The sequence below is a fragment of the Xanthomonas fragariae genome (assembly GCF_900183975.1).
GTDB lineage: Bacteria > Pseudomonadota > Gammaproteobacteria > Xanthomonadales > Xanthomonadaceae > Xanthomonas > Xanthomonas fragariae.
In genome coordinates, this window is record NZ_LT853882.1 from 1,670,426 (window position 1) to 1,690,595 (window position 20,170).

A 20,170-nucleotide genomic window follows, 5' to 3' on the forward strand; every position below is an offset into this window, starting at 1 on the left:
TCATGATGGACTGGGTTACTATTGCTTTTTACGCCTTCTCCGCCGTCTCGGTCGTGTCCGCCGGCGCGGTGATCAGCGTGCGCAACCCGGTGTATGCCGTGTTGTGCCTGATCCTCACTTTCTTCTCGATGGCGTGTATCTGGTTGCTGGTTGGCGCCGAGTTCCTCGGTGTCACACTGGTGCTGGTTTACGTCGGCGCGGTGATGGTGCTGTTCCTGTTCGTTGTGATGATGCTGGACATCGACACCAGCCGCCTGCGCGAGGGTTGGGTCAAGTACATGCCGGTCGGTGTCATCGTGGCGGTCGCCATGTTGGCGCAGATGGTGACCTTGATCGGCGTCAAGTCGCGCAGCGCTACGCCGTTCCCGGTCGACAACCCTGCTGCGCGAGCTGCCGATGTTTCGAACCTGACCTGGCTGGCCAGGAGCCTGTATACCGAGTTCCTGCTGCCGTTCGAGTTTGCTGCGGTGATCCTGACCGTAGCCGTGGTGGCTGCGGTGATGCTGACCCTGCGCAAGCGCACCGGCATCAAGATTCAGATTGCCAGTGAGCAATCCCGTGTGAAGGCTGGCGACCGCTTGCGCATGGTCAAAATGGCGGTTGAAAAGCCGGTACAGGTTGCGCCGCAGATTGATGCGGCGGACGGACAGGAGGTTAAGTCTTGATTACCTTGGGCCACCTGCTTGGACTTGGCGCGGTGCTGTTCTGCATCTCCTTGGCCGGCATCTTTCTCAACCGTAAGAACATCATCGTGTTGCTGATGTCGATCGAGTTGATGCTGCTGTCGGTCAACGTCAACTTCATTGCGTTCTCGCGCGAGCTCGGCGACACCGCCGGTCAGTTGTTCGTGTTCTTCATCCTGACCGTTGCCGCCGCGGAGGCTGCGATCGGCCTTGCGATCCTAGTGACTCTGTTCCGCACGCGCCGCACGATCAATGTGGCCGAAGTCGATACGTTGAAGGGCTGACCTGTAGATGGAAATCACTCTCTCCAAGAGTCTGTTGATTGCGGTGGTGCTTGCGCCGCTGATCGGCAGCATCATCGCCGGCCTGTTCGGTCGCCAGATAGGGCGTAAGGGCGCGCAATACGTCACCATTTTCGGTGTGTTGGTCGGCTGCGTACTGTCGTGCCTGACGCTGTATCAACTGGTGAAACAGGGCGCCAGCCCGTTCAACCAGAACCTGTACACCTTCTTCGATGTCGGTAACTACTCGGCGCATGTCGGCTTCATGGTCGACCGCCTGACCGCGATGATGATGGTGGTGGTGACCTTCGTGTCGTTGCTGGTGCACATCTACACCATCGGTTACATGGAAGAAGACCCGGGTTACCAGCGCTTCTTCAGCTACATCTCGCTGTTCACCTTCTCCATGCTGACGCTGGTGATGAGCAACAACTTCCTGCAGCTGTTCTTCGGCTGGGAAGCGGTGGGTCTGGTGTCGTACCTGCTGATCGGTTTCTGGTTCAAGCGACCGACTGCCGTGTTCGCCAACATGAAGGCGTTCCTGGTCAATCGCGTCGGCGACTTCGGCTTCATTCTCGGCATTGCCGGCGTGCTGTTGTGGTTCGGTTCACTGGATTACTCCACCGTGTTCGCCAACGCGACCACCTTGGCCGGTGCAAAGGTGCAGCTGTTCGCAGGCCACGAATGGAGTGTAATGACGCTGATCTGCATCTGCCTGTTCATCGGCGCGATGGGCAAGTCGGCGCAGGTGCCACTGCACGTGTGGCTGCCGGACTCGATGGAGGGACCGACTCCGATTTCGGCACTGATCCACGCCGCAACGATGGTGACCGCAGGCATCTTCATGGTCGCGCGCATGTCGCCGCTGTTCGAGCTGTCGGAAACAGCGCTCAATTTCATTCTGTTCATCGGTGCCACCACGGCCTTCTTCACCGGCCTGATCGGCATCGTGCAGAACGACATCAAGCGCGTGGTCGCTTATTCGACGCTGTCCCAGCTCGGCTACATGACCGTGGCGTTGGGTGTGTCGGCGTACTCGGCAGCCGTGTTCCATCTGATGACGCATGCCTTCTTCAAGGCGCTGCTGTTCCTAGCGGCTGGATCGGTCATCATCGGCATGCACCACGAGCAGGACATGCGCAAGATGGGCGGCCTGCGCAAGTACATGAAGGTGACCTACTGGACCAGCGTGATCGGTACCTTGGCATTGGTCGGTACGCCGTTCTTCTCCGGTTTTTACTCGAAAGACACCATCATCGAGGCGGCCACGCATCATGCTCATGAGTCGCATAGCTGGATCGCGACTTACGCTTACTGGGCTGTGCTCGGCGGCGTGCTGGTGACCAGCTTCTACAGCTTCCGTCTGCTGTTCCTGACCTTCCACGGCAAGGAGCGCTTCCGCGACGCCCATGCGCACGATTCGCATGGCCATCATGGCGGCGACAGCGTGCACATCGATGCCGAAGTGCAGGTCCACGCGCACGACAGTCACTTGTATGATGATCATGCACACGACACGCATGGCCACGATGATCACGGCCATGGTCACCACGGTGCCCACGAGCCGCATGAGTCCAAGTGGGTAGTGACGCTACCGCTCATCCTGTTGGCGATCCCCTCGATGGCCATTGGCTTCTTCACCATCGGTCCGATGTTGTTCGGTACCGATTGGCAGGGTCACCATGCGGCGCACGCGCTCAAGGGGCAGGCCGTGTCATTCTTCACCGGTATCGTCGATTTTTACGACCCGGCACGCGATACCGTTGGTGCGCTGGCCGAAGAGTTCCATGGCCCGGTCGCCTTCGCGTTGCACGGCATGATGGCGGCGCCGTTCCTCCTGACTGTTGCCGGTCTCTTGCTGGCCGCGCTGTTCTACCTGTGGAAGCCGGAGCTAGCCACCAAGTCGCGCAAGGCGTTCGCGCCGATCGTGTGGCTGCTGGAAAACAAGTACGGTTTCGACAAGCTCTGGATCAATGGCTTCGCCGGTGGCGGTGTTGTCCTTGGCAAGGCGTCACGTGCAATCGATACCTATGTGGTCGACGGCGTTGTCGTCAATGGTTCTGCCCGACTGATCGACCTGGCTGCAAATCTGCTGCGTCGCACGCAATCCGGTTTCCTCTATCACTACGCCTTCGCAATGATCATCGGTTTGATCGCCTTGTTGGCGGTACTGATGCATTTCTGGCGTTGACCTGTACGGAATAAGAAAACGTGTCGAACTGGCCTTTACTGTCTATCTTGATCTGGCTACCGATTATCGGTGGCGCCCTGATCCTAGCGTTGCGCAACGCCGAGACTGCCCGCTGGGCATCCCTGGCGGTGGCGGTGGCGACCTTTGTGCTGAGTCTGCCGCTGTTGGGCTACGACACCGCCAATGACGCCATGCAGTTCATCGAACTGCATGCCTGGATCCCGGCCTATAACATCGGCTACAACCTGGGCGTGGATGGCATCGCGGTCGCGTTGATCGTGCTGACCACGCTGGTGACGGTGCTGGCCCTGATCGGTGCCTGGCGTTCGATCGACAAGCGCGTCAATCAGTACGTGGCCGCTTTCCTGATCCTCGAAGGTGTCACGGTCGGTATTTTTGCTGCCACCGACGCGATGCTGTTCTACGTCTTCTTCGAAGCCATGCTGATCCCGATGTTCTTGATCATCGGTGTGTGGGGCGGTCCGCGGCGTATCTATGCGGCAATAAAGTTTTTCCTCTACACCTTCCTCGGCTCGGTGCTGATGCTGGTGGGCCTGGTCTACCTGTATTTGAAGTGCGGCAGCTTCCAGCTGGACGATCTCTACGCACTGCAGCTGACCACCAAGGAACAGACCTGGATCTTCTTCGCTTTCCTGATCGCCTTTGCGGTCAAGGTCCCGATGTTCCCAATGCACACCTGGTTGCCGGATGCGCACGTCGAGGCGCCGACTGCCGGTTCGGTGATTCTGGCCGCGATTGCGTTGAAGATCGGTGGCTACGGCTTCCTTCGCTTCAACCTGCCGATCGTGCCGGATGCGAGCCATGAGTTTGCCTGGCTGGTCATCGCGTTATCGCTGATCGCGGTGGTCTACGTCGGTCTGGTGGCGTTGGTACAGGAAGACATGAAGAAGCTGGTGGCGTATTCGTCCATCGCACACATGGGCTTCGTCACCCTCGGTACCTTCATCGCTTTCACGCTGGTGCGCGAGTACGGCAGCACCGACGCAGCTCGCCTGGGCTTGCAGGGTGCGATGGTGCAGATGATTTCGCACGGTTTCGTGTCAGGCGCAATGTTCTCCTGCATCGGCGTACTGTACGACCGCATGCATACGCGCCGCATTGCCGATTACGGCGGCGTGGTCAACGTGATGCCTTGGTTTGCCACGTTCGCCATGTTGTTCTTCATGGCCAATGCCGGTCTGCCGGGTACCAGTGGTTTCGTTGGCGAATTCATGGTGATCCTTGCCAGCTTCCAGAAGCATCCGTTGGTCGCCTTCGCTGCCGCCACCACGCTGGTAATCACTGCCGCTTACACGCTATGGCTCTACAAGCGCGTGTTCTTCGGCGAAGTGGCTAACGCACATGTGGCCGAGCTGAAGGACATCAATGGCCGTGAAGCCTTCGTGTTGGGGGTGTTCGCCGCTGGCGTACTGGCCCTGGGCCTTTACCCGAAGCCGCTGACCGACTTGATGGAACCATCTATCGCCAAGCTGGCTACCCAGATTGCCGCGACCAAGCTCTAACAGCTTGCCGTATGTTTTGATTTCCAGGATTTGATGATGACCACGCCAACGCTCGCGCCGTTGACCACCGCTGACCTTGCTCCGCTTGTTCCGGAGCTGGTGCTGATCGGCGGCGCCTTCGCTCTGCTGATGCTCGACCTGTTCGTGAGCCAGCGGAACAAGATCTGGACCCACCTGTTCTCTGTCGCCGTGCTCGCCGTGATGTTGGTGTTGTTGGCAACCGGCAGAGGTGGGCAGGGCGAAATCTTCCACGGCATGTTCGTGCGTGACACCGCTGCGGATGTCATGAAGACCGTGATCGTTCTGGTCAGTGGGTTAAGCCTGGTTTACGGCTGGACTTATCTGCGCGAGCGGAATCTCTATCAGGGTGAAATTCCGGTACTGGTGCTATTCGCGACCGCCGGCATGATGCTGCTGGCATCGGCCGGCAGCCTGCTGGTGGTTTACTTGGGCTTGGAACTGCTAGCGCTGTGTTCTTACGCCCTGGTCGCCTCGAACCGCGATAATGGCTTGGCCACCGAAGCTGCGATGAAGTATTTCGTGCTTGGCTCGCTTGCGTCGGGGTTACTGCTGTACGGCATGTCGCTGGTGTATGGGGCCACCGGCACCTTGAGCCTGTCTGGTATCCACGAGTCGATCGAAGGCACCAGCGAGCGCACGCTGCTGCTCACCGGCACCATCTTCATGATCGCAGGGGTTGCCTTCAAGCTGGGCGCTGCGCCGTTCCACATGTGGTTACCCGACGTCTATCAGGGTGCGCCCGCGCCGATTGCCTTGTTTATCAGTTCCGCACCCAAGTTGGCTGCTTTCGGTATGGCGTACCGCCTGCTGGAAGTGGGCATGGGGCCGCTATCGCCGCAGTGGCATTTGTTGATTGGCGGTTTGTCAGCATTGTCGCTGGTGGTCGGCAACCTGATGGCCATTGCGCAGAGCAATCTCAAGCGCATGCTTGCGTACTCGACTGTTTCGCACATCGGCTTTTTGCTGATGGGCATGGCTGGTGGTGGCGAAGAAGGCTACGCCGCTGCGATGTTTTATGCGGTCAGCTACACCATCATGTCCACCGCCTCGTTCGGCGCCATCATCGCGTTGTCGCGTAATGGCTTCGAAGCCGAGAACATCGACGATTTCAAGGGCCTCAGCGCGCGTAATCCGTGGATGGCCGGCCTGGTGCTATGCATCATGGCCTCGCTTGCCGGTATTCCGCCGTTCCTTGGCTTCTGGACCAAGCTGGCTGTGCTGGGCGCTGCGGTGAAGGGCGACATTCTGTGGTTGGCGCTGGTCGGCGTGATTTGCGCTGTAATCGGTGCCTACTACTACCTGCGCATCATCAAGGTCATGTATTTCGATGAGCCGGTGGGTGAGCCGTTGCCGGCCAATAACGATCGCGTGCTTGGCACCGTGCTCTGCGTCAATGCGCTCGCACTGCTCGCACTCGGTCTGGCCTGGAGCCCGATCATGGTGTGGTGCCAGCGCGCGTTTGCGGGCCTTGCGTAGGACCTGGGTCATGCATGATGTTGCATGCGTGCCTTACAGATCGCGCGTGACTGCATACTGAAATAAACTTGTGATTGGTGTTTCGTTTTTGTTGCACTGCGGTTATAATTTGCCGCTGCGTTGAGCAGCTTCAAGGGTTTCAACAGATGAAAAAACTAGGGCTTGCAATTGTTGCTCTAGTTCTTCATAATTTCGCTTCTGCTGCGGGGTGGAGCAGTCTGGCAGCTCGTCGGGCTCATAACCCGAAGGTCGCAGGTTCAAATCCTGCCCCCGCTACCAAGTTTTGAAGTATTGATTTAACGCGATCCGTTAGGGCATTACTTAAGATTCTTGGATCGCAAAGATGCATGTTCCCGTCTTTGTGCCGACCCTGAGAGGTCGGGCTTTTTAACGCAAGGGGCCCACTGGGCCCCTTGCTTTTTCCGGAACCGGAAAGTTTGCTGCCGGTTGCCGGGGTATTACTGGCAATCATCTGATCAGGGCAGTCTGTGAGCGAAAAAGCGACCGAAATCGCGCATCTGCTGAGTCCAACGGTTGAGTCCTTGGGCTTGAAACTGCTGGGTGTGGAATATCTTCCCGCTCCAGGTGGCGCCACTTTGCGCCTCTATATCGATGTGCCTCTGGCCGAGCATCCCGAGCGTGTCATCAACGTTGACGACTGCGAGCGCGTGAGCCGCGAAGTGTCGGCCCAACTCGATGTCGAAGACCCCATCACCGGCAACTACACGCTTGAGGTGTCCTCGCCGGGTGTAGATCGTCCGTTGTTCACACTGGAACAGTTCGCCCGTCATGCTGGCGAGTCCGCAAAGATCGTGTTGAAGCTGGCGCAAGAGGGGAGGCGCCGCTTCCAGGGTCAGATCCTGCGCATCGAATCCGAGGCCGACGCTGTGGTGTTCGCGATCGATGGCAACGACGTGCAGATCGGCTTCGACAACATCGACAAGGCGCGCATCCTGCCGGATTGGGTTGCCCTGGGCCTGGCTCCGCAGAAACCGAATAAGCCCGGCCCGAAAAAACCCGGGTACGAGAAGAAGAAACCATCCAACGAGTCGGCGGCTGGCAAGCTGCGCGCGGAGTGACGAAATGAGCAAGGAACTTTTGCTGGTAGTGGATGCTGTAGCCAACGAAAAAGGCGTGCCGCGCGAAGTGATCTTCGATGCGATCGAGGCCGCGCTGGCTTCAGCAGCGAAGAAGCGCTATCCCGACCAGGACGTGCTGACGCGCGTGACTATCGATCACAAGGACGGTAACTACGAAACCTACCGTCGTTGGGAAGTGGTGGCCGACGATGTGGTGATGGAATCGCCGGATCGCCAGGTGCGTCTGATGGATGCCATCGACGAAGCCGACGGCGTGGATGTGGGCGACTACATCGAAGAACAGATCGAGAACCCGGATTTCGGTCGTATCGCTGCGCAGGCTGCCAAGCAGGTGATCGTGCAGCGTGTGCGCGAAGCTGAGCGTCAGCAAGTGGTCGATGCGTGGAAGGATCGCGTCGGTGAGTTGATCACCGGTGTGGTCAAGCGCGCCGAGCGCGGCAATATTTTTGTCGACCTAGGTGGCAATGCCGAAGCCTTTATTCCGAAGGACAAGGGCATTCCGCGCGATGCGCTGCGTTCGGGCGACCGCGTCCGTGGCTATCTGGCTGAAGTGCGCTCGGAGCCACGTGGCCCACAGCTGTTTATCAGCCGCGCCGCACCGGAATTCATGATCGAACTGTTCAAGCTCGAAGTCCCGGAAGTCGGTCAGGGCTTGGTCGAGATCAAAGCCTGCGCACGCGACCCGGGCGACCGCGCCAAGATCGCCGTGATCGCGCACGACACCCGTACCGATCCGATCGGTGCATGCATCGGTATGCGTGGTTCGCGCGTGCAGGCGGTGTCCAACGAGCTCAATGGCGAGCGCGTGGACATCGTGTTGTGGAACGAGAACCCGGCCAACTTCGTCATCAATGCGATGGCGCCGGCCGAAGTGCAGTCGATCATTGTCGATGAAGACAAGCATTCGATGGACCTAGCGGTGGCAGAAGATCGCCTGGCCCAGGCGATCGGCAAGGGTGGTCAGAACGTGCGTCTGGCCAGCCGCCTGACCGGGTGGCAGCTCAATGTAATGACAGCCGACCAAGTAGCCGCCAAGTCCGAGGCCGAACAGGCATCGGCGCGCCAACTGTTCATGGATCGCCTGGAGGTGGACGAAGAAATCTCCGCGATCCTGGTGTCGGAAGGCTTCAACACGGTGGAAGAAATCGCCTACGTGCCGGTCGGCGAGTTGCTGGCAGTGGAAGGCTTCGACGAAGACATCGTCGAAGAGCTGCGTGCCCGTGCTCGCGATGCGCTGCTCAATGCCGCGCTGGCCGAGGAAGAAGGCCTGGAAGGAACTCAGCCCACCGAGGACCTGCTGGCGCTGGAGGGGATGAACGAGGAAACGGCCTTCGCTCTGGCCGAGCACGGCGTGCGCACCAGCGAGGACTTGTCCGACCTGGCAGCGGACGAGATCGTCGACTTCGGCATTGAGGGCATGACTCAGGAGCGCGCCTCGGCGCTGATCCTGGCGGCCCGCGCCGAGGAGATCGCCCGTTTGGAGCGCGGCGAATGAGCCGGCAATGAACCGCGCCCTGAACCCATCAGGGCTTAGAATCAGCGTTTCCCTTGCTCTGGGCGAGGGGAGCGCCAACCAGATCATAGGATCCGAATGTCGCAGCAAACCACCATCCGCAAGCTTGCCGAACTGGTCAATACGCCGGTCGATAAACTGCTGGTTCAACTGGCCGAGGCCGGAATGAAGTTCAGCGGTCCCGACCAGGTCGTGACCAGCACCGAGAAGATGAAACTGCTTGGCTTCCTGCGTCGCACGCATGGAAAGGCCGAGACGCCTGCCGAAGCGGCGAGCGAAGCAGCCAAGAAGATCACGCTCAATCGGCGCAAGCTGCAGGAAGTCACGGTCAGCGCCGGTCGCACCAAGACCACGGTCAACGTGGAAGTGCGGCAGAAGCGCACCTACGTGAGGTCCGAAAACGAAGGCAGCGGTCGTCCTGAGCGGATGACGCCGGACGAAGAGCGCGCCGATATCCTGCGCAAGCTCGCCGCTTCGCGTCAGCGTAACCTCGACGAGCAGCAGGCGCTGGCCGAGAGCGACCGCGTGCGCGACGAAGCGATTCAGCGCAAGCGTGACGAAGAGCAAGCAGCACGTGATCGTGTCCAAGCCGAGCGCAAGGCTGCCGAGGAAGCCACTGCGGCTGCCAGCGCGCCGGCGCCGGTCGCCGCTACTCCTGCTCCGTCTGCGGCACCTCCTGCCGCACGTGCGCCGTCGTCGCCATCTTCTGCTCTGCGTCCGGCCCGTCCGGGCAGCGCTTCGCCCGCATCGCGTCCGGCTACGCCGGCCCGTCCAGAGGACCGCTCCAATGCAGCCAAGCACAAGACGCGCGGTTCGCACGCCATGGTGGCCGGCGTCGAAGACGACGATGCGACCAAGCGGTTCGCCGGGCAGTTGCATCTGTCCGCGGCTGACCGTGCGCGTCGTTCCAACGTGCGCGGCAAGCCGACCGGTCGTCCGGGTTCGTCCTCCTCGCGCCGTGGCAACGATAGCGGCCGTGGCAACCAAGGCAATAGTGGTCCGCATGGATTCGAGCGTCCGACCGCGCCGGTGGTGCGTGAAGTGGCGATCGGCGAAACGATCACCGTGGCCGACCTGGCGCAGAAGCTCGCGCTCAAGGGTGGCGACGTGGTCAAGGCGCTGTTCAAGATGGGCGTCATGGCGACCATTACCCAGAGCATCGACCACGACACCGCAGCGCTGGTGACCGAAGAACTCGGCCACAAGGCCCTGCGTGCCGACAATGCCGACTTCGAAGATGCGCTGTTGGCGCATGCCGAAGTCGCGCAGGGCGACACCACGCCCCGTCCGCCGGTGGTGACCATCATGGGTCACGTCGATCACGGCAAGACCTCGCTGCTGGATTACATCCGTCGCACCAAGATCGCCTCGGGCGAAGCCGGCGGCATCACCCAGCACATCGGTGCGTACCACGTCGAAACCGGTCGTGGCGTCATCAGCTTCTTGGATACGCCCGGCCATGCCGCGTTTACCTCGATGCGTGCACGTGGCGCAAAGATCACCGACATCGTGGTGTTGGTCGTTGCCGCCGATGACGGTGTGATGCCCCAGACCAAAGAAGCGGTGGCGCACGCCAAGGCGGCGGGCGTTCCGTTGATCGTGGCAGTCAACAAGATCGACAAGGCCGGCGCGGATCCGTTGCGGGTCAAGAACGAATTGCTGGCCGAAAACGTGGTGGCCGAAGAGTTCGGTGGCGATACTCAGTTCATCGAAGTGTCGGCCAAGGTCGGTACAGGTGTGGACACGCTGCTGGACGCGATCTCGCTGCAGGCCGAAGTGCTGGAACTCAAGGCTCTGCCCGAAGGCCGCGCCAGCGGTACCGTCATCGAGTCGTCGCTGGACAAGGGCCGTGGCCCGGTCGCAACGGTGCTGGTGCAGCAGGGCGCGCTGAAGAAGGGCGACTACCTAGTGTGCGGCATTCAGTACGGTCGCGTGCGCGCGCTGTTCGATGAAACCGGCCATCAGCCAGCCTCGGCTGGCCCGTCGATCCCGGTGCAGGTGCTTGGCTTGTCAGGTGTGCCGGAAGCTGGCGATGACTTTGTGGTCGTCGACGACGAGCGTCTTGCCAAGGACGTGGCGCAGCAGCGCGAAACCAAGCGTCGCGAGTCGCGTCTGGTCGCCTCGGCCAGCAACCGCATGGAAGACATCCTGTCCCAGATGGGCAAGGGCGAAGGCCAGCAGGTTTTGAACCTGGTGATCAAGGCCGACGTGCAGGGTTCGGTGGAAGCGCTCAAGCAGTCGCTGGTGGCGTTGTCCAACGACGACATCCGCATCAACGTGATCCATTCCGGCGTTGGCGGCATTACCGAGTCCGATGCGAATTCGGCGGCGGCCTCCAAGGCCACGGTGATCGGCTTCAACGTGCGTGCCGATGCGTCGGCGCGCAGAATCGTTGAGTCCAACGGTATCGATCTGCGTTACTTCTCGATCATCTATGACGTGATCGACCAGGTGAAGCAGGTGGCCTCCGGTCTGCTCGGCGTGGAAATCCGCGAAGAGATTATCGGTATCGCGCAGGTTCGCGACGTGTTTCGCAGTTCGAAGTTCGGTGCGGTTGCAGGCTGCATGATCATCGAAGGCGTGGTGAAGCGCAGTAAGCCGATCCGCGTGCTCCGCGACAGCGTCGTGGTGTTCGAAGGCGAGCTGGAATCGCTGCGTCGTTTCAAGGAAAACGTCGAGGAAGTGCGCAACGGTACCGAGTGCGGTATCGGCGTGAAGGCCTACAACGACGTCAAGGCCGGCGATCAGATCGAGTGCTTCGAGCGTATCGAAGTCGCCCGTACGCTGTAACGGCTGCCGGAGCCTGCGGGCCCCGGTCTTCCGCACAGCGGATTCTGTAACGCAAGTTCTGCGAGGCAAGGGCAGCATGGCCGCTCGCGTTCGTTTTTGGCTTCGGTGCCATCTGGCCCTCCGAATCAACTAGGTCCACGACCATGCCAACCAAATCATTCCATCGCACCGACCGCGTTTCGGCGCAGGTGCGTCGCGACCTCGGCACCATCGTGCACGCGGCCGTGCGCGACCACGGCTTGCCGTCGGTCAGCGTTTCCGATGTCGAAATCAGCCGCGATCTGGCGCATGCCAAGGTGTTCGTCACCGCGCTGCAGCAGGAGCGTTCGGTCGAAGCGATCAAGGGGCTCAAGGAAATTGCCGGTCAGCTGCGTACGCAGTTGGCGCGGGCCATGAAACTGCGTCACGTGCCTGAGCTGCACTTCCATTACGACGATTCGGTCGATCGCGGCGAACGCATCGACAACCTGTTGCGTGATCTGAATGATGTCCGCCCCGAGGCTGCTTCCAGCGACGAAGACGCCGAACAGCGCTGAGCGCTGTATCGGGCTTGCCGCCTGCGGCCTCCGTTGCGGCCCTGATTCCCGCGGGCGCGTACAGCGCCCGATTCGAGCACTGATCTTTTGAAACCCCGCATCGTCTATCGCCCGTTGCATGGCATCCTGTTGCTGGACAAGCCAGCCGGACTCAGCTCCAACAACGCGTTGCAGGCCGCACGCCGTTTGTTGCGGGCAGAAAAGGGCGGCCATACCGGAAGCCTGGATCCGCTGGCCACCGGCTTGCTGCCGTTGTGTCTGGGCGAAGCTACCAAGATCGCCGGTCTGCTGCTTGGCTCGGTCAAGGCATACGACGCTGAGGTCGTGTTGGGCATGACCACCGAGACTGACGATGCCGATGGCGAGCGGTTGCGCGAGCGTGCGGTGCCGGAACTGAGCGAAGAAGCACTGCGTGTGGCGCTGGCGTCGTTTGTCGGCCGTATCGCGCAGCAGGTACCGATCTATTCTGCGCTCAAGCAGGGGGGCGAGCCGCTGTATGCCAAGGCGCGGCGTGGCGAAGCGATCGACGCGCCGGTGCGCGAGGTCGATGTGCATGCGATCGAACTGATCGGCTACAGCGCGCCGCGCCTGCAATTGCGCGTGACCTGCGGCTCGGGCACTTATATTCGCAGTCTGGCGCGCGATTTGGGCGAATTGCTCGGATGTGGTGCGCATATCGCATCGTTGCGTCGGCTGTGGGTCAAGCCGTTTCATGCTCCGCAAATGATCACGCTCCAAGCGCTGTCCACAGCGCTGGACGCAGGCATCGATGCGCAGGAGTTGTTGTTGCCGATCCAAGCCGGTCTGGCCGATTTTGCGCGGATCGTACTCGACCAGGCCCATGCGACCCGTTTCCGGATGGGCCAGCGCTTGCGCGATGCAGCATTTCCAGTCGGCCAGGTGGCGGTGTTCGGGCCCGATGGAATCCCTTCAGGCTTAGGCATGGTGGACGCGGAAGGGCGTTTGTCACCGCAGCGTTTGTTCAATGGACTGAACGAAGTTCAGGCTTATTAATTTTTAGTCAACTTGTTCTCGGGGCCGCGCGACGTTACAATTTTGCGGCCCTGATCGTGGCACATTCAGCGCCAAGCGCGCTCATCCCTAGCAAACGGCGAGTCCGACGGTGCGTCACGCACGTTCCTGTCCACTACGCATCTCTTGAGAAAACACAATGTCTGTCGACACCCAGAAAGTTATTGAGAACAACAAGCGCAGCGCCCAGGACACCGGTTCGCCGGAAGTGCAGGTCGCTCTGCTGACAGCGCGCATCGAACTGCTGACCGGTCACTTCAAGACCCATAAGAAGGATCACCACAGCCGTCGTGGTCTGCTGCAGATGGTCAACCGTCGTCGCAGCCTGCTCGACTACCTGAAGAAGAAGGACAACGAGCGTTATAAGTCCTTGATCGAGAAGCTCGGCCTGCGCCGCTAATCGAGTCCTACCGCCGCGGCGCAGCGATGCGCCGCGGTTTTGTTTTGGTCAGTCGCACTACGTCATTTGCACCATGTAGTTAATGGCCCGGAGCATCCCGGCCGCCCGTTCTCGGCATGGGTCGACGACGGTCCATTTGAAGACAGCAACACCTAAGGGAAAAACCTCCGTGGCAAAAATCACCAAAACCTTCCAGTACGGCAAGCACACCGTCACCCTCGAGACCGGCGAAGTCGCTCGCCAGGCGAGCGGCGCGGTCATCGTCAAGATGGATGACACCGTACTGCTGGTCACCGCCGTCGCCGCAAAGACCGCGCGCGAAGGTCAGGACTTCTTCCCACTGACCGTTGATTATCAGGAGAAGTTCTATGCCGGCGGCCGCATCCCAGGCGGCTTCTTCAAGCGCGAAGGACGTGCGACCGAGAAGGAAACGCTGATCTCTCGCCTGATCGATCGTCCGATCCGTCCGCTGTTCCCGGAGGACTATAAGAACGAAGTACAGATTATCGCGACCGTGATGTCGATGAACCCCGACATCGACGGCGATATCGCCGCGCTGATCGGTGCATCGGCTGCGCTGTCGTTGGCCGGTACGCCCTTCAACGGCCCGATCGGTGCCGCCAAGGTAGGCTACAAGAACGGTGAGTACATCCTCAACCCGACCATCGCCGAGCTGAAGGATTCGCAGCTGGAGCTGGTGGTTGCCGGCACCGCGAACGCCGTGCTGATGGTGGAGTCGGAAGCGGCGCTGCTGTCCGAAGAAGTGATGCTGGGCGCGGTCACCTTCGGCCATCGCGAACTGCAGAAAGTCATCAACGCGATCAACGAGCTGACCGTCGAAGCCGGCACCAAGCCCAGCAGCTGGGTTGCGCCTGTCAAGAACACCGCGCTGATCAACGCGCTCAAAGAAGCCGTCGGCACACAGCTGGCAGATGCTTTCCAGGTGCGCGACAAGTTGCAGCGTCGCGACGCGATCTCCGCGATCAAGAAAGACGTGCTGGACTCGCTGGCCGGCCGTGTTGCCTCCGAAGGCTGGAGCGCTGCTGAGTTGTCGAAGGAATTTGGCGAGCTGGAATATCACACCATGCGCGACTCGGTCCTAGAGACCAAGGTGCGTATCGATGGCCGTGCACTAGATACCGTGCGTCCGATCGATGTGCAGGCCGGCGTGTTGCCACGTACCCATGGCTCGGCACTGTTCACCCGCGGCGAAACGCAGGCTATTGTGGTTACCACGCTGGGCACCGCCCGCGACGGCCAAGTGATCGACGCGGTCAGCGGCGAGTACAAGGAAAATTTCCTGTTCCATTACAACTTCCCTCCGTACTCGGTAGGCGAGTGTGGTCGTTTCGGTGCACCGAAGCGTCGTGAAATCGGCCATGGCCGTCTGGCCAAGCGCGGCGTGCTAGCCGTGATGCCGAGCCTGGAAGAATTCCCGTACACCATTCGCGTGGTCTCGGAGATCACCGAGTCCAATGGTTCTTCCTCGATGGCATCGGTCTGCGGCAGCTCGCTGGCGCTGATGGACGCCGGTGTGCCGATCAAGGCGCCGGTGGCAGGTATCGCCATGGGCCTGGTGAAGGAAGATGATCGCTTCGTGGTGCTGTCCGACATCCTGGGTGACGAAGATCACCTGGGCGACATGGACTTCAAGGTGGCCGGTACTGCCGAAGGCGTGTCCGCGCTGCAGATGGACATAAAGATCGAGGGCATCACCGAAGAGATCATGAAGCAGGCATTGCAGCAGGCCAAGGCGGGCCGTCTGCACATCCTCGGCGAGATGGCGCATGCCCTGACCACGCCGCGTCTGGAGCTGAGCGATTACGCGCCGCGTCTGCTGACCATCAAGATCCACCCGGACAAGATCCGCGAAGTGATCGGCAAGGGTGGCTCGACCATCCAGGCGATCACCAAGGAAACCGGCACGCAGATCGACATCCAGGACGACGGTACGATCATCATCGCCTCGGTCAATGCCATCGCCGCACAAGCTGCGAAGTCGCGCATCGAGCAGATCACCTCGGACGTGGAGCCGGGCCGCATCTACGAAGGCAAAGTCGCCAAGATCATGGACTTCGGCGCGTTCGTCACGATCCTGCCGGGCAAGGACGGTCTGGTGCACGTCTCGCAGATTTCCAGCGAGCGCGTGGAGAAGGTTGGCGACAAGCTGAAGGAAGGCGATCTGGTCCGCGTCAAGGTACTGGAAGTGGACAAGCAGGGCCGCATCCGTCTGTCGATCAAGGCAGTGGAAGAAGGCGAGGGCGTGCCGGCTTCGGCCGAGTAAGCGCTGCTGTTTGATGCGTTACGAAAAAGCGGGCTGCGGCCCGCTTTTTTGTTGTCGGCTGGTAATCAGTCGTGCTTTATTCCTTCTTTCTTCGGGACATTGTCCCCTTTATGGGGATAAGGGTGCGCACAGCGCGGGTTGAAGGGTACGATCAAAGCCGCGCATTCTCGACCGCCCGTAAATGAATTCCCAACTGATTCTCTGGTTAAGAGTTTCTATTAAGAACGTCTAACAAAACCCCTTGAATCTTGTCTCGCCGGTGGCAAAATTGCGGACATGACACGTCGCAAAGAGATCCCCATTGCGCTGTGGAAGCGCATCGAGCCGCTGATTCCGCAAGTGAAGCGTTCGCCCAAAGGTGGACGGCCGCGTATCAGTGATCAGCAAGCCCTCAACGGCATCGTCTATGTCCTGCGCACGGGCGTGCCGTGGGAAGACCTGCCTATGGAGCTGGGCTACGGCAGCGGCATGACCTGCTGGCGTCGGTTGCGTGATTGGCAGGCCGCCGGTGTGTGGCATCGTCTGCATCAGGTGTTGCTGGCCGAGCTATGTCGCGCTCAGACGCTGGACCTGAGCCGAGCTGGTCTGGACGCCGCTAGCGTAGCCTCCCCCCGGGGGCCCATACACCGGGCCGAACCCGACCGATCGCGGCAAACTCGGCAGCAAACGGCATCTGATCGTCGATCGCAACGGCATCCCCTTGGCGGTGTGCGTCACCGGCGCCAATCGGCACGACTCGGTCGTGTTCGAGGAGTTGATCGACGCCTTGCCGCCAATTGGTGGCAAACCAGGGCGCCCGCGACGTTGGCCAGACAAATTGCACGCCGACAAGGCTTACGACATCGACCGCTGTCGCGCCTTCCTCAAGCAGCGCGGCATCATTGCGCGGATCGCACGCAAGGGGATCGCGCGCAACCACCGGTTGGGCCGTCATCGCTGGGGCGTCGAGCGCACCCATGCCTGGTTCGCAGGCATGGGCAAACTGCGCATCCGCTTTGAACGCCGCATCGATCTCCACTTGGCGTTGCTCTCGCTTGCTTGCTCCATCATCTGCTTACGGCTTCTTCCTGGGTTTTGTTAGCCGCTCTAAGCCTCCTGCACTCACCGCCAATTGAGCGCGGCCGGTGCTCGGAATCGGCATGTGCCACGCGTACATGCCGATTCCTTCGCGCCGTCCGCACCCACTTGGCGACTGCTTTAGATCCTGTTAACACACCGAAGCCCATCAGCGGCGAGTACGAAGTTGAGGAATCCACGGAACATGACGTCCAGCTTCTCAAAGGGAGTGAAAATGCGGCGATCGCCTTTCAAGCAACGGAACAACCTCCTGCCAGCAACAGACAGATCCACGACCAATGTGGTGTTGCAGTGAGCGCAGATCCCGCACACAAACAATCACAGCAGGCTGCCAGAGCTGCTGTTCGCACGCGTGAAATCAGCGCGGTGGCGGCGGGCCGAGTTTGAGCGACAGGTCCACCGCCTGCACGTGTTTGGTCAACCCGCCGATGGAAATGCAGTCCACGCCGTCTTCGGCAATTGCGCGAATGCCAGCCAGATCCACGCTGCCAGAGACTTCGAGCGGAATGCGTTGGTCGTGCGGCAAAGCGGCAACGAGACGGACTGCTTCGCGACGCATCGCCTGATCGAAGTCGTCGATCAGGATGCGCGTGCAGCCGACCTGCAATGCCTCGCGCAGTTGCTCCAGCGTTTCCACTTCGACCACCAGCGGCAACTGTGGTTGCTGCGCGCGTGCGGCATGCACGGCTGCGCTCAGCGATCCGGCTGCGCGGATGTGGTTTTCCTTGAGCATCACCGTATCGAACAGCCCGATGCGGTGATTGTCGCCACCACCGCAACGCACCGCGTATTTCTGTGCGGCGCGCAGGCCCGGCAGCGTCTTGCGCGTGTCCAGGATGCGGGTGTTGGTGTCAGCAACTGCAGCGACGTACGCAGCCGTAGTAGTGGCCGTGGCCGAGAGCGTCTGCATGAAGTTGAGCGAGGTGCGCTCGGCACTGACCAGACTGCGGCTGCGCCCATGCAGCAGGGCCAACACAGTGCCGGCGCTGACGTGCTGACCTTCGTGCACGTGCCAGTCGATGCGCACCTGCACATCGAGTGCACGATGCGCCGCGTCGAACCAGGGGCGGCCTGCGATCACCGCATTCTGCTTGCACAGCAGGTACGCGCTGTCGGCCTGATCGGGCAACAGCGCTGCGGTCACATCGCCAGTGCCGATGTCCTCGGCCAGTGCGCGTGCCACGTCGGCGTCAACCAGCGCGCTCGGTGGCGCCTCCGGCACGGTCGTGCGCACAGGAAGACTCACTTCTCGGGGAGGTCGGCGATCTGCTCAGTGCCGATGGCTTCTTCGGCCAGCAGCACTGGAATGCCATCGTCGACGCGGAAGATCTGCTTGCGGTCGCGGGTGATCAGCGCCTCGCGCAGCGGCTGTGCCTGCAAGGTGCCATCGGCACGCTGCAGGTTTCCGCCGGCAATGGCGGTGTTGAGTGCTTCCAGGCCTTTGCCGTCGAGCAGCGAAAGCGGCTGGCGGGTGTCGGGCGAGCACAGCAGGTCGAGCAATTTGCGATCCATCGAAGTCTTGTCTTGCGTGGAAGTTGGCTAGAATACGTCTTTACCGCAAGGCAGGGCCATGACCTCCAACCACTCCGCGCCGCTGGTCGGCATCGTGATGGGCTCCCGTTCGGATTGGGAGACCATGCAACACACAGCTCAGAAGCTGGATGCGCTGGGCGTGCCTTACGAAGTCAAGGTGGTCTCGGCGCACCGCACGCCCGATGTGTTGTTCAGCTATGCCGAGCAGGCTGGCGAACGCGGCTTGCGCGCAATCATCGCCGGTGCCGGCGGCGCGGCGCATCTGCCGGGCATGCTCGCCGCCAAGACCGCGGTGCCGGTGCTCGGCGTGCCGGTGCAGTCCAAGGCGCTCAACGGCATGGATTCGTTGCTATCGATCGTGCAGATGCCAGCCGGGATTCCGGTGGCTACGTTTGCGATCGGCAATGCTGGTGCGGCAAATGCGGCGTTGTTCGCGGCAGCGATGGTGGCACCGGAACAGGCGCAGATCGGCCAGGCACTGGCACAGTTCCGTGCCAAGCAGACTGACGATGTCATGGCTAGCGACGACCCGCGGCAATGACCACCGTCGGTATTCTGGGCGGTGGCCAATTGGCACGCATGTTGGTGTTGGCCGGCGCGCCGTTGGGCTTGCGTTTTGCGGTATTCGACCCGGCGGTTGATGCCTGTGCAGGTCAGGTGGCGCCGCTGCAGGTCGCTGCCTTCGACGATGCCGCTGCGCTTGACGCATTCGCCGCACAGGCGGATGTGCTCACCTTCGATTTCGAGAACGTGCCGGCTGCCAGTGCGCAGCAGCTCGCCGCACAGGTGCCGGTCTTTCCGAGTCCCGCTGCATTGGCGGTGGCACAGGACCGGCTCAGCGAAAAAACCTTGTTTCGCGAGCTCGGCATTCCGGTGCCGGAGTTTGCGGCCATCGACGACCGCGCCGGGTTGGATGCGGCGCTGGCGCGTATCGGTACGCCGTGCGTGCTCAAGACGCGTCGCTTCGGCTATGACGGCAAGGGTCAGTTCCGCATCAAGACGCTCGCCGATGCCGATGCGGCATGGGACGCGCTCGGCGCGCAGGCGGCCAAGGTCGGGTTGATCGTGGAGGCGTTCGTGCCATTCCAGCGCGAGGTCAGCGTGGTGGCAGTGCGCGGCCGCGATGGCGAGTTCCGCGCCTGGCCGTTGACTGAAAACTGGCATGTGGACGGCGTGCTGTCGGCCAGCCTCGCGCCGGCAACTGGGGATGCCGGGCTGCAGTCTGCCGCAGCGGCGCATGCGCGCGCGATTGCCGAGCGCCTGGAGTATGTGGGCGTTTTCGCACTTGAGCTGTTTGTGCGCGAAGGCCAATTGCTCGCCAACGAAATGGCGCCGCGCGTGCATAACTCCGGACATTGGACTATCGAAGGCGCAGAGACATCGCAGTTCGAAAATCACGTGCGTGCCGTACTCGGCTTGCCGCTCGGCAGCACGGCGATGCGTGGGCATGCCTGCATGCTCAATTGGCTGGGCGCTGTGCCGGAAGCTGCCGCATTTCTGGCGGTACCGGGCGGACATTGGCACGACTACGGCAAGCAATCGCGTGACGGGCGCAAGGTCGGCCACGCAACGTTGCGCGCAGACACCTCGCAAAGGCTGGCACAGGCACTGAACGATGCGGGCACTGCGTTGCTGCGTGGCACCCAGGTTGAGCCGGTGGTCGCGCGCTTGAGCGAAGGGTGATTCGCAAGACGCATTAACGCGGATGCGGCTACATGGCCGAGGCGCTA

General features: G+C 61.2%; 17 protein-coding genes, 1 tRNA gene, 1 other RNA gene and 1 pseudogene. 17 read left to right on the plus strand and 3 right to left on the minus strand.

The window, feature by feature from the left end; genetic code table 11:
* Nucleotides 1–2: 2 nt before the first annotated feature.
* From PD885_RS07790 to PD885_RS07860, 15 genes are all read left to right on the plus strand, one after another.
* Nucleotides 3–665, plus strand: a complete 663-nt coding sequence (locus PD885_RS07790) for an NADH-quinone oxidoreductase subunit J (RefSeq protein ID WP_162597152.1) — start codon at nt 3–5, stop codon at nt 663–665.
* Complete coding sequence (gene nuoK, locus PD885_RS07795; protein ID WP_002810203.1) at nt 662–967, plus strand: NADH-quinone oxidoreductase subunit NuoK; 306 nt, start codon at nt 662–664, stop codon at nt 965–967. The genes PD885_RS07790 and nuoK overlap by 4 nt, the downstream gene beginning before the upstream one ends.
* A gap of 7 nt (nt 968–974) precedes the next feature.
* The gene (nuoL, locus tag PD885_RS07800) at nt 975–3,155 is read left to right on the plus strand and encodes an NADH-quinone oxidoreductase subunit L (RefSeq protein ID WP_088056765.1); all 2,181 of its coding nucleotides are present in this window, start codon (nt 975–977) and stop codon (nt 3,153–3,155) included.
* Nucleotides 3,156–3,175: 20 nt separating this feature from the next.
* Entirely contained in the window at nt 3,176–4,678 is a 1,503-nt protein-coding gene (locus PD885_RS07805) for an NADH-quinone oxidoreductase subunit M (RefSeq protein WP_002810201.1), read from the plus strand.
* A gap of 36 nt (nt 4,679–4,714) precedes the next feature.
* Complete coding sequence (gene nuoN, locus PD885_RS07810) at nt 4,715–6,175, plus strand: NADH-quinone oxidoreductase subunit NuoN (protein WP_002810200.1); 1,461 nt, start codon at nt 4,715–4,717, stop codon at nt 6,173–6,175.
* Between the two features lie 202 nt (nt 6,176–6,377).
* Nucleotides 6,378–6,454: transfer RNA gene (locus tag PD885_RS07815), tRNA-Met, on the plus strand.
* Nucleotides 6,455–6,663: 209 nt separating this feature from the next.
* Nucleotides 6,664–7,254 (plus strand): ribosome maturation factor RimP, encoded by a 591-nt coding sequence (gene rimP / locus PD885_RS07820; RefSeq protein WP_002810199.1) that lies wholly within the window; start codon nt 6,664–6,666, stop codon nt 7,252–7,254.
* A 4-nt stretch (nt 7,255–7,258) separates the two neighbouring features.
* On the plus strand, nt 7,259–8,770 hold the full coding sequence (nusA, locus tag PD885_RS07825) for a transcription termination factor NusA (protein WP_002810198.1): 1,512 nt from the start codon (nt 7,259–7,261) through the stop codon (nt 8,768–8,770).
* 96 nt (nt 8,771–8,866) lie between these two features.
* On the plus strand, nt 8,867–11,578 hold the full coding sequence (gene infB / locus PD885_RS07830; RefSeq protein ID WP_088056767.1) for a translation initiation factor IF-2: 2,712 nt from the start codon (nt 8,867–8,869) through the stop codon (nt 11,576–11,578).
* Between the two features lie 143 nt (nt 11,579–11,721).
* Nucleotides 11,722–12,114: a 30S ribosome-binding factor RbfA gene (rbfA, locus tag PD885_RS07835; RefSeq protein ID WP_002810196.1), complete on the plus strand. Its 393-nt coding sequence runs from the start codon at nt 11,722–11,724 to the stop codon at nt 12,112–12,114.
* Nucleotides 12,115–12,201: 87 nt separating this feature from the next.
* A complete protein-coding gene (gene truB, locus PD885_RS07840; RefSeq protein ID WP_002810195.1) occupies nt 12,202–13,128 on the plus strand; it encodes a tRNA pseudouridine(55) synthase TruB in 927 nt (308 codons plus the stop codon).
* Nucleotides 13,129–13,285: 157 nt separating this feature from the next.
* Nucleotides 13,286–13,546, plus strand: coding sequence for a 30S ribosomal protein S15 (gene rpsO / locus PD885_RS07845; RefSeq protein ID WP_002810194.1), 261 nt, complete (start codon nt 13,286–13,288; stop codon nt 13,544–13,546).
* A gap of 169 nt (nt 13,547–13,715) precedes the next feature.
* Nucleotides 13,716–15,830, plus strand: a complete 2,115-nt coding sequence (pnp, locus tag PD885_RS07850) for a polyribonucleotide nucleotidyltransferase (protein WP_002810193.1) — start codon at nt 13,716–13,718, stop codon at nt 15,828–15,830.
* A gap of 276 nt (nt 15,831–16,106) precedes the next feature.
* Nucleotides 16,107–16,911, plus strand: a protein-coding gene (locus tag PD885_RS07855) for an IS5 family transposase (protein WP_088056769.1) whose coding sequence is annotated in 2 segments (ribosomal slippage) — nt 16,107–16,438 and nt 16,437–16,911 — 807 coding nt in all. Because the reading frame shifts where the segments join, the coding sequence is not laid out codon by codon here.
* Between the two features lie 58 nt (nt 16,912–16,969).
* A non-coding RNA gene (locus PD885_RS07860) (sX9 sRNA) lies at nt 16,970–17,043 on the plus strand.
* Nucleotides 17,044–17,045: 2 nt separating this feature from the next.
* Here the strand turns inward: PD885_RS07860 and PD885_RS20600 are convergent.
* The 3 genes and pseudogenes from PD885_RS20600 to PD885_RS07870 form a co-directional block, all read right to left on the minus strand.
* Nucleotides 17,046–17,156 (minus strand): annotated as a pseudogene (locus PD885_RS20600) (IS5-like element ISCARN85 family transposase); the annotation flags it as partial.
* Nucleotides 17,157–17,265: 109 nt separating this feature from the next.
* Complete coding sequence (nadC, locus tag PD885_RS07865) at nt 17,266–18,153, minus strand: carboxylating nicotinate-nucleotide diphosphorylase (protein WP_040762776.1); 888 nt, start codon at nt 18,151–18,153, stop codon at nt 17,266–17,268.
* Entirely contained in the window at nt 18,150–18,419 is a 270-nt protein-coding gene (locus PD885_RS07870; RefSeq protein ID WP_002810189.1) for a Trm112 family protein, read from the minus strand. Before PD885_RS07870 ends, nadC begins: the two co-directional genes overlap by 4 nt.
* 58 nt (nt 18,420–18,477) lie before the next feature.
* Between PD885_RS07870 and purE the strand changes: the two genes are divergently transcribed.
* Nucleotides 18,478–18,981, plus strand: coding sequence for a 5-(carboxyamino)imidazole ribonucleotide mutase (gene purE / locus PD885_RS07875; RefSeq protein WP_002810187.1), 504 nt, complete (start codon nt 18,478–18,480; stop codon nt 18,979–18,981).
* Entirely contained in the window at nt 18,978–20,123 is a 1,146-nt protein-coding gene (locus tag PD885_RS07880) for a 5-(carboxyamino)imidazole ribonucleotide synthase (protein WP_088056771.1), read from the plus strand. Before purE ends, PD885_RS07880 begins: the two co-directional genes overlap by 4 nt.
* Nucleotides 20,124–20,170: the final 47 nt, after the last annotated feature.

What these genes read in the sequence shown, in the direction of transcription:
- PD885_RS07870 (WP_002810189.1), bottom strand. Translation starts at nt 18,419, where the DNA reads ATGGATCGCAAATTGCTCGACCTGCTGTGCTCGCCCGACACCCGCCAG.
- nuoN (WP_002810200.1), top strand. Translation starts at nt 4,715, where the DNA reads ATGACCACGCCAACGCTCGCGCCGTTGACCACCGCTGACCTTGCTCCG.
- infB (WP_088056767.1), top strand. Translation starts at nt 8,867, where the DNA reads ATGTCGCAGCAAACCACCATCCGCAAGCTTGCCGAACTGGTCAATACG.
- PD885_RS07880 (WP_088056771.1), top strand. Translation starts at nt 18,978, where the DNA reads ATGACCACCGTCGGTATTCTGGGCGGTGGCCAATTGGCACGCATGTTG.
- rbfA (WP_002810196.1), top strand. Translation starts at nt 11,722, where the DNA reads ATGCCAACCAAATCATTCCATCGCACCGACCGCGTTTCGGCGCAGGTG.
- PD885_RS07790 (WP_162597152.1), top strand. Translation starts at nt 3, where the DNA reads ATGATGGACTGGGTTACTATTGCTTTTTACGCCTTCTCCGCCGTCTCG.
- nuoL (WP_088056765.1), top strand. Translation starts at nt 975, where the DNA reads ATGGAAATCACTCTCTCCAAGAGTCTGTTGATTGCGGTGGTGCTTGCG.
- purE (WP_002810187.1), top strand. Translation starts at nt 18,478, where the DNA reads ATGACCTCCAACCACTCCGCGCCGCTGGTCGGCATCGTGATGGGCTCC.
- nusA (WP_002810198.1), top strand. Translation starts at nt 7,259, where the DNA reads ATGAGCAAGGAACTTTTGCTGGTAGTGGATGCTGTAGCCAACGAAAAA.
- rpsO (WP_002810194.1), top strand. Translation starts at nt 13,286, where the DNA reads ATGTCTGTCGACACCCAGAAAGTTATTGAGAACAACAAGCGCAGCGCC.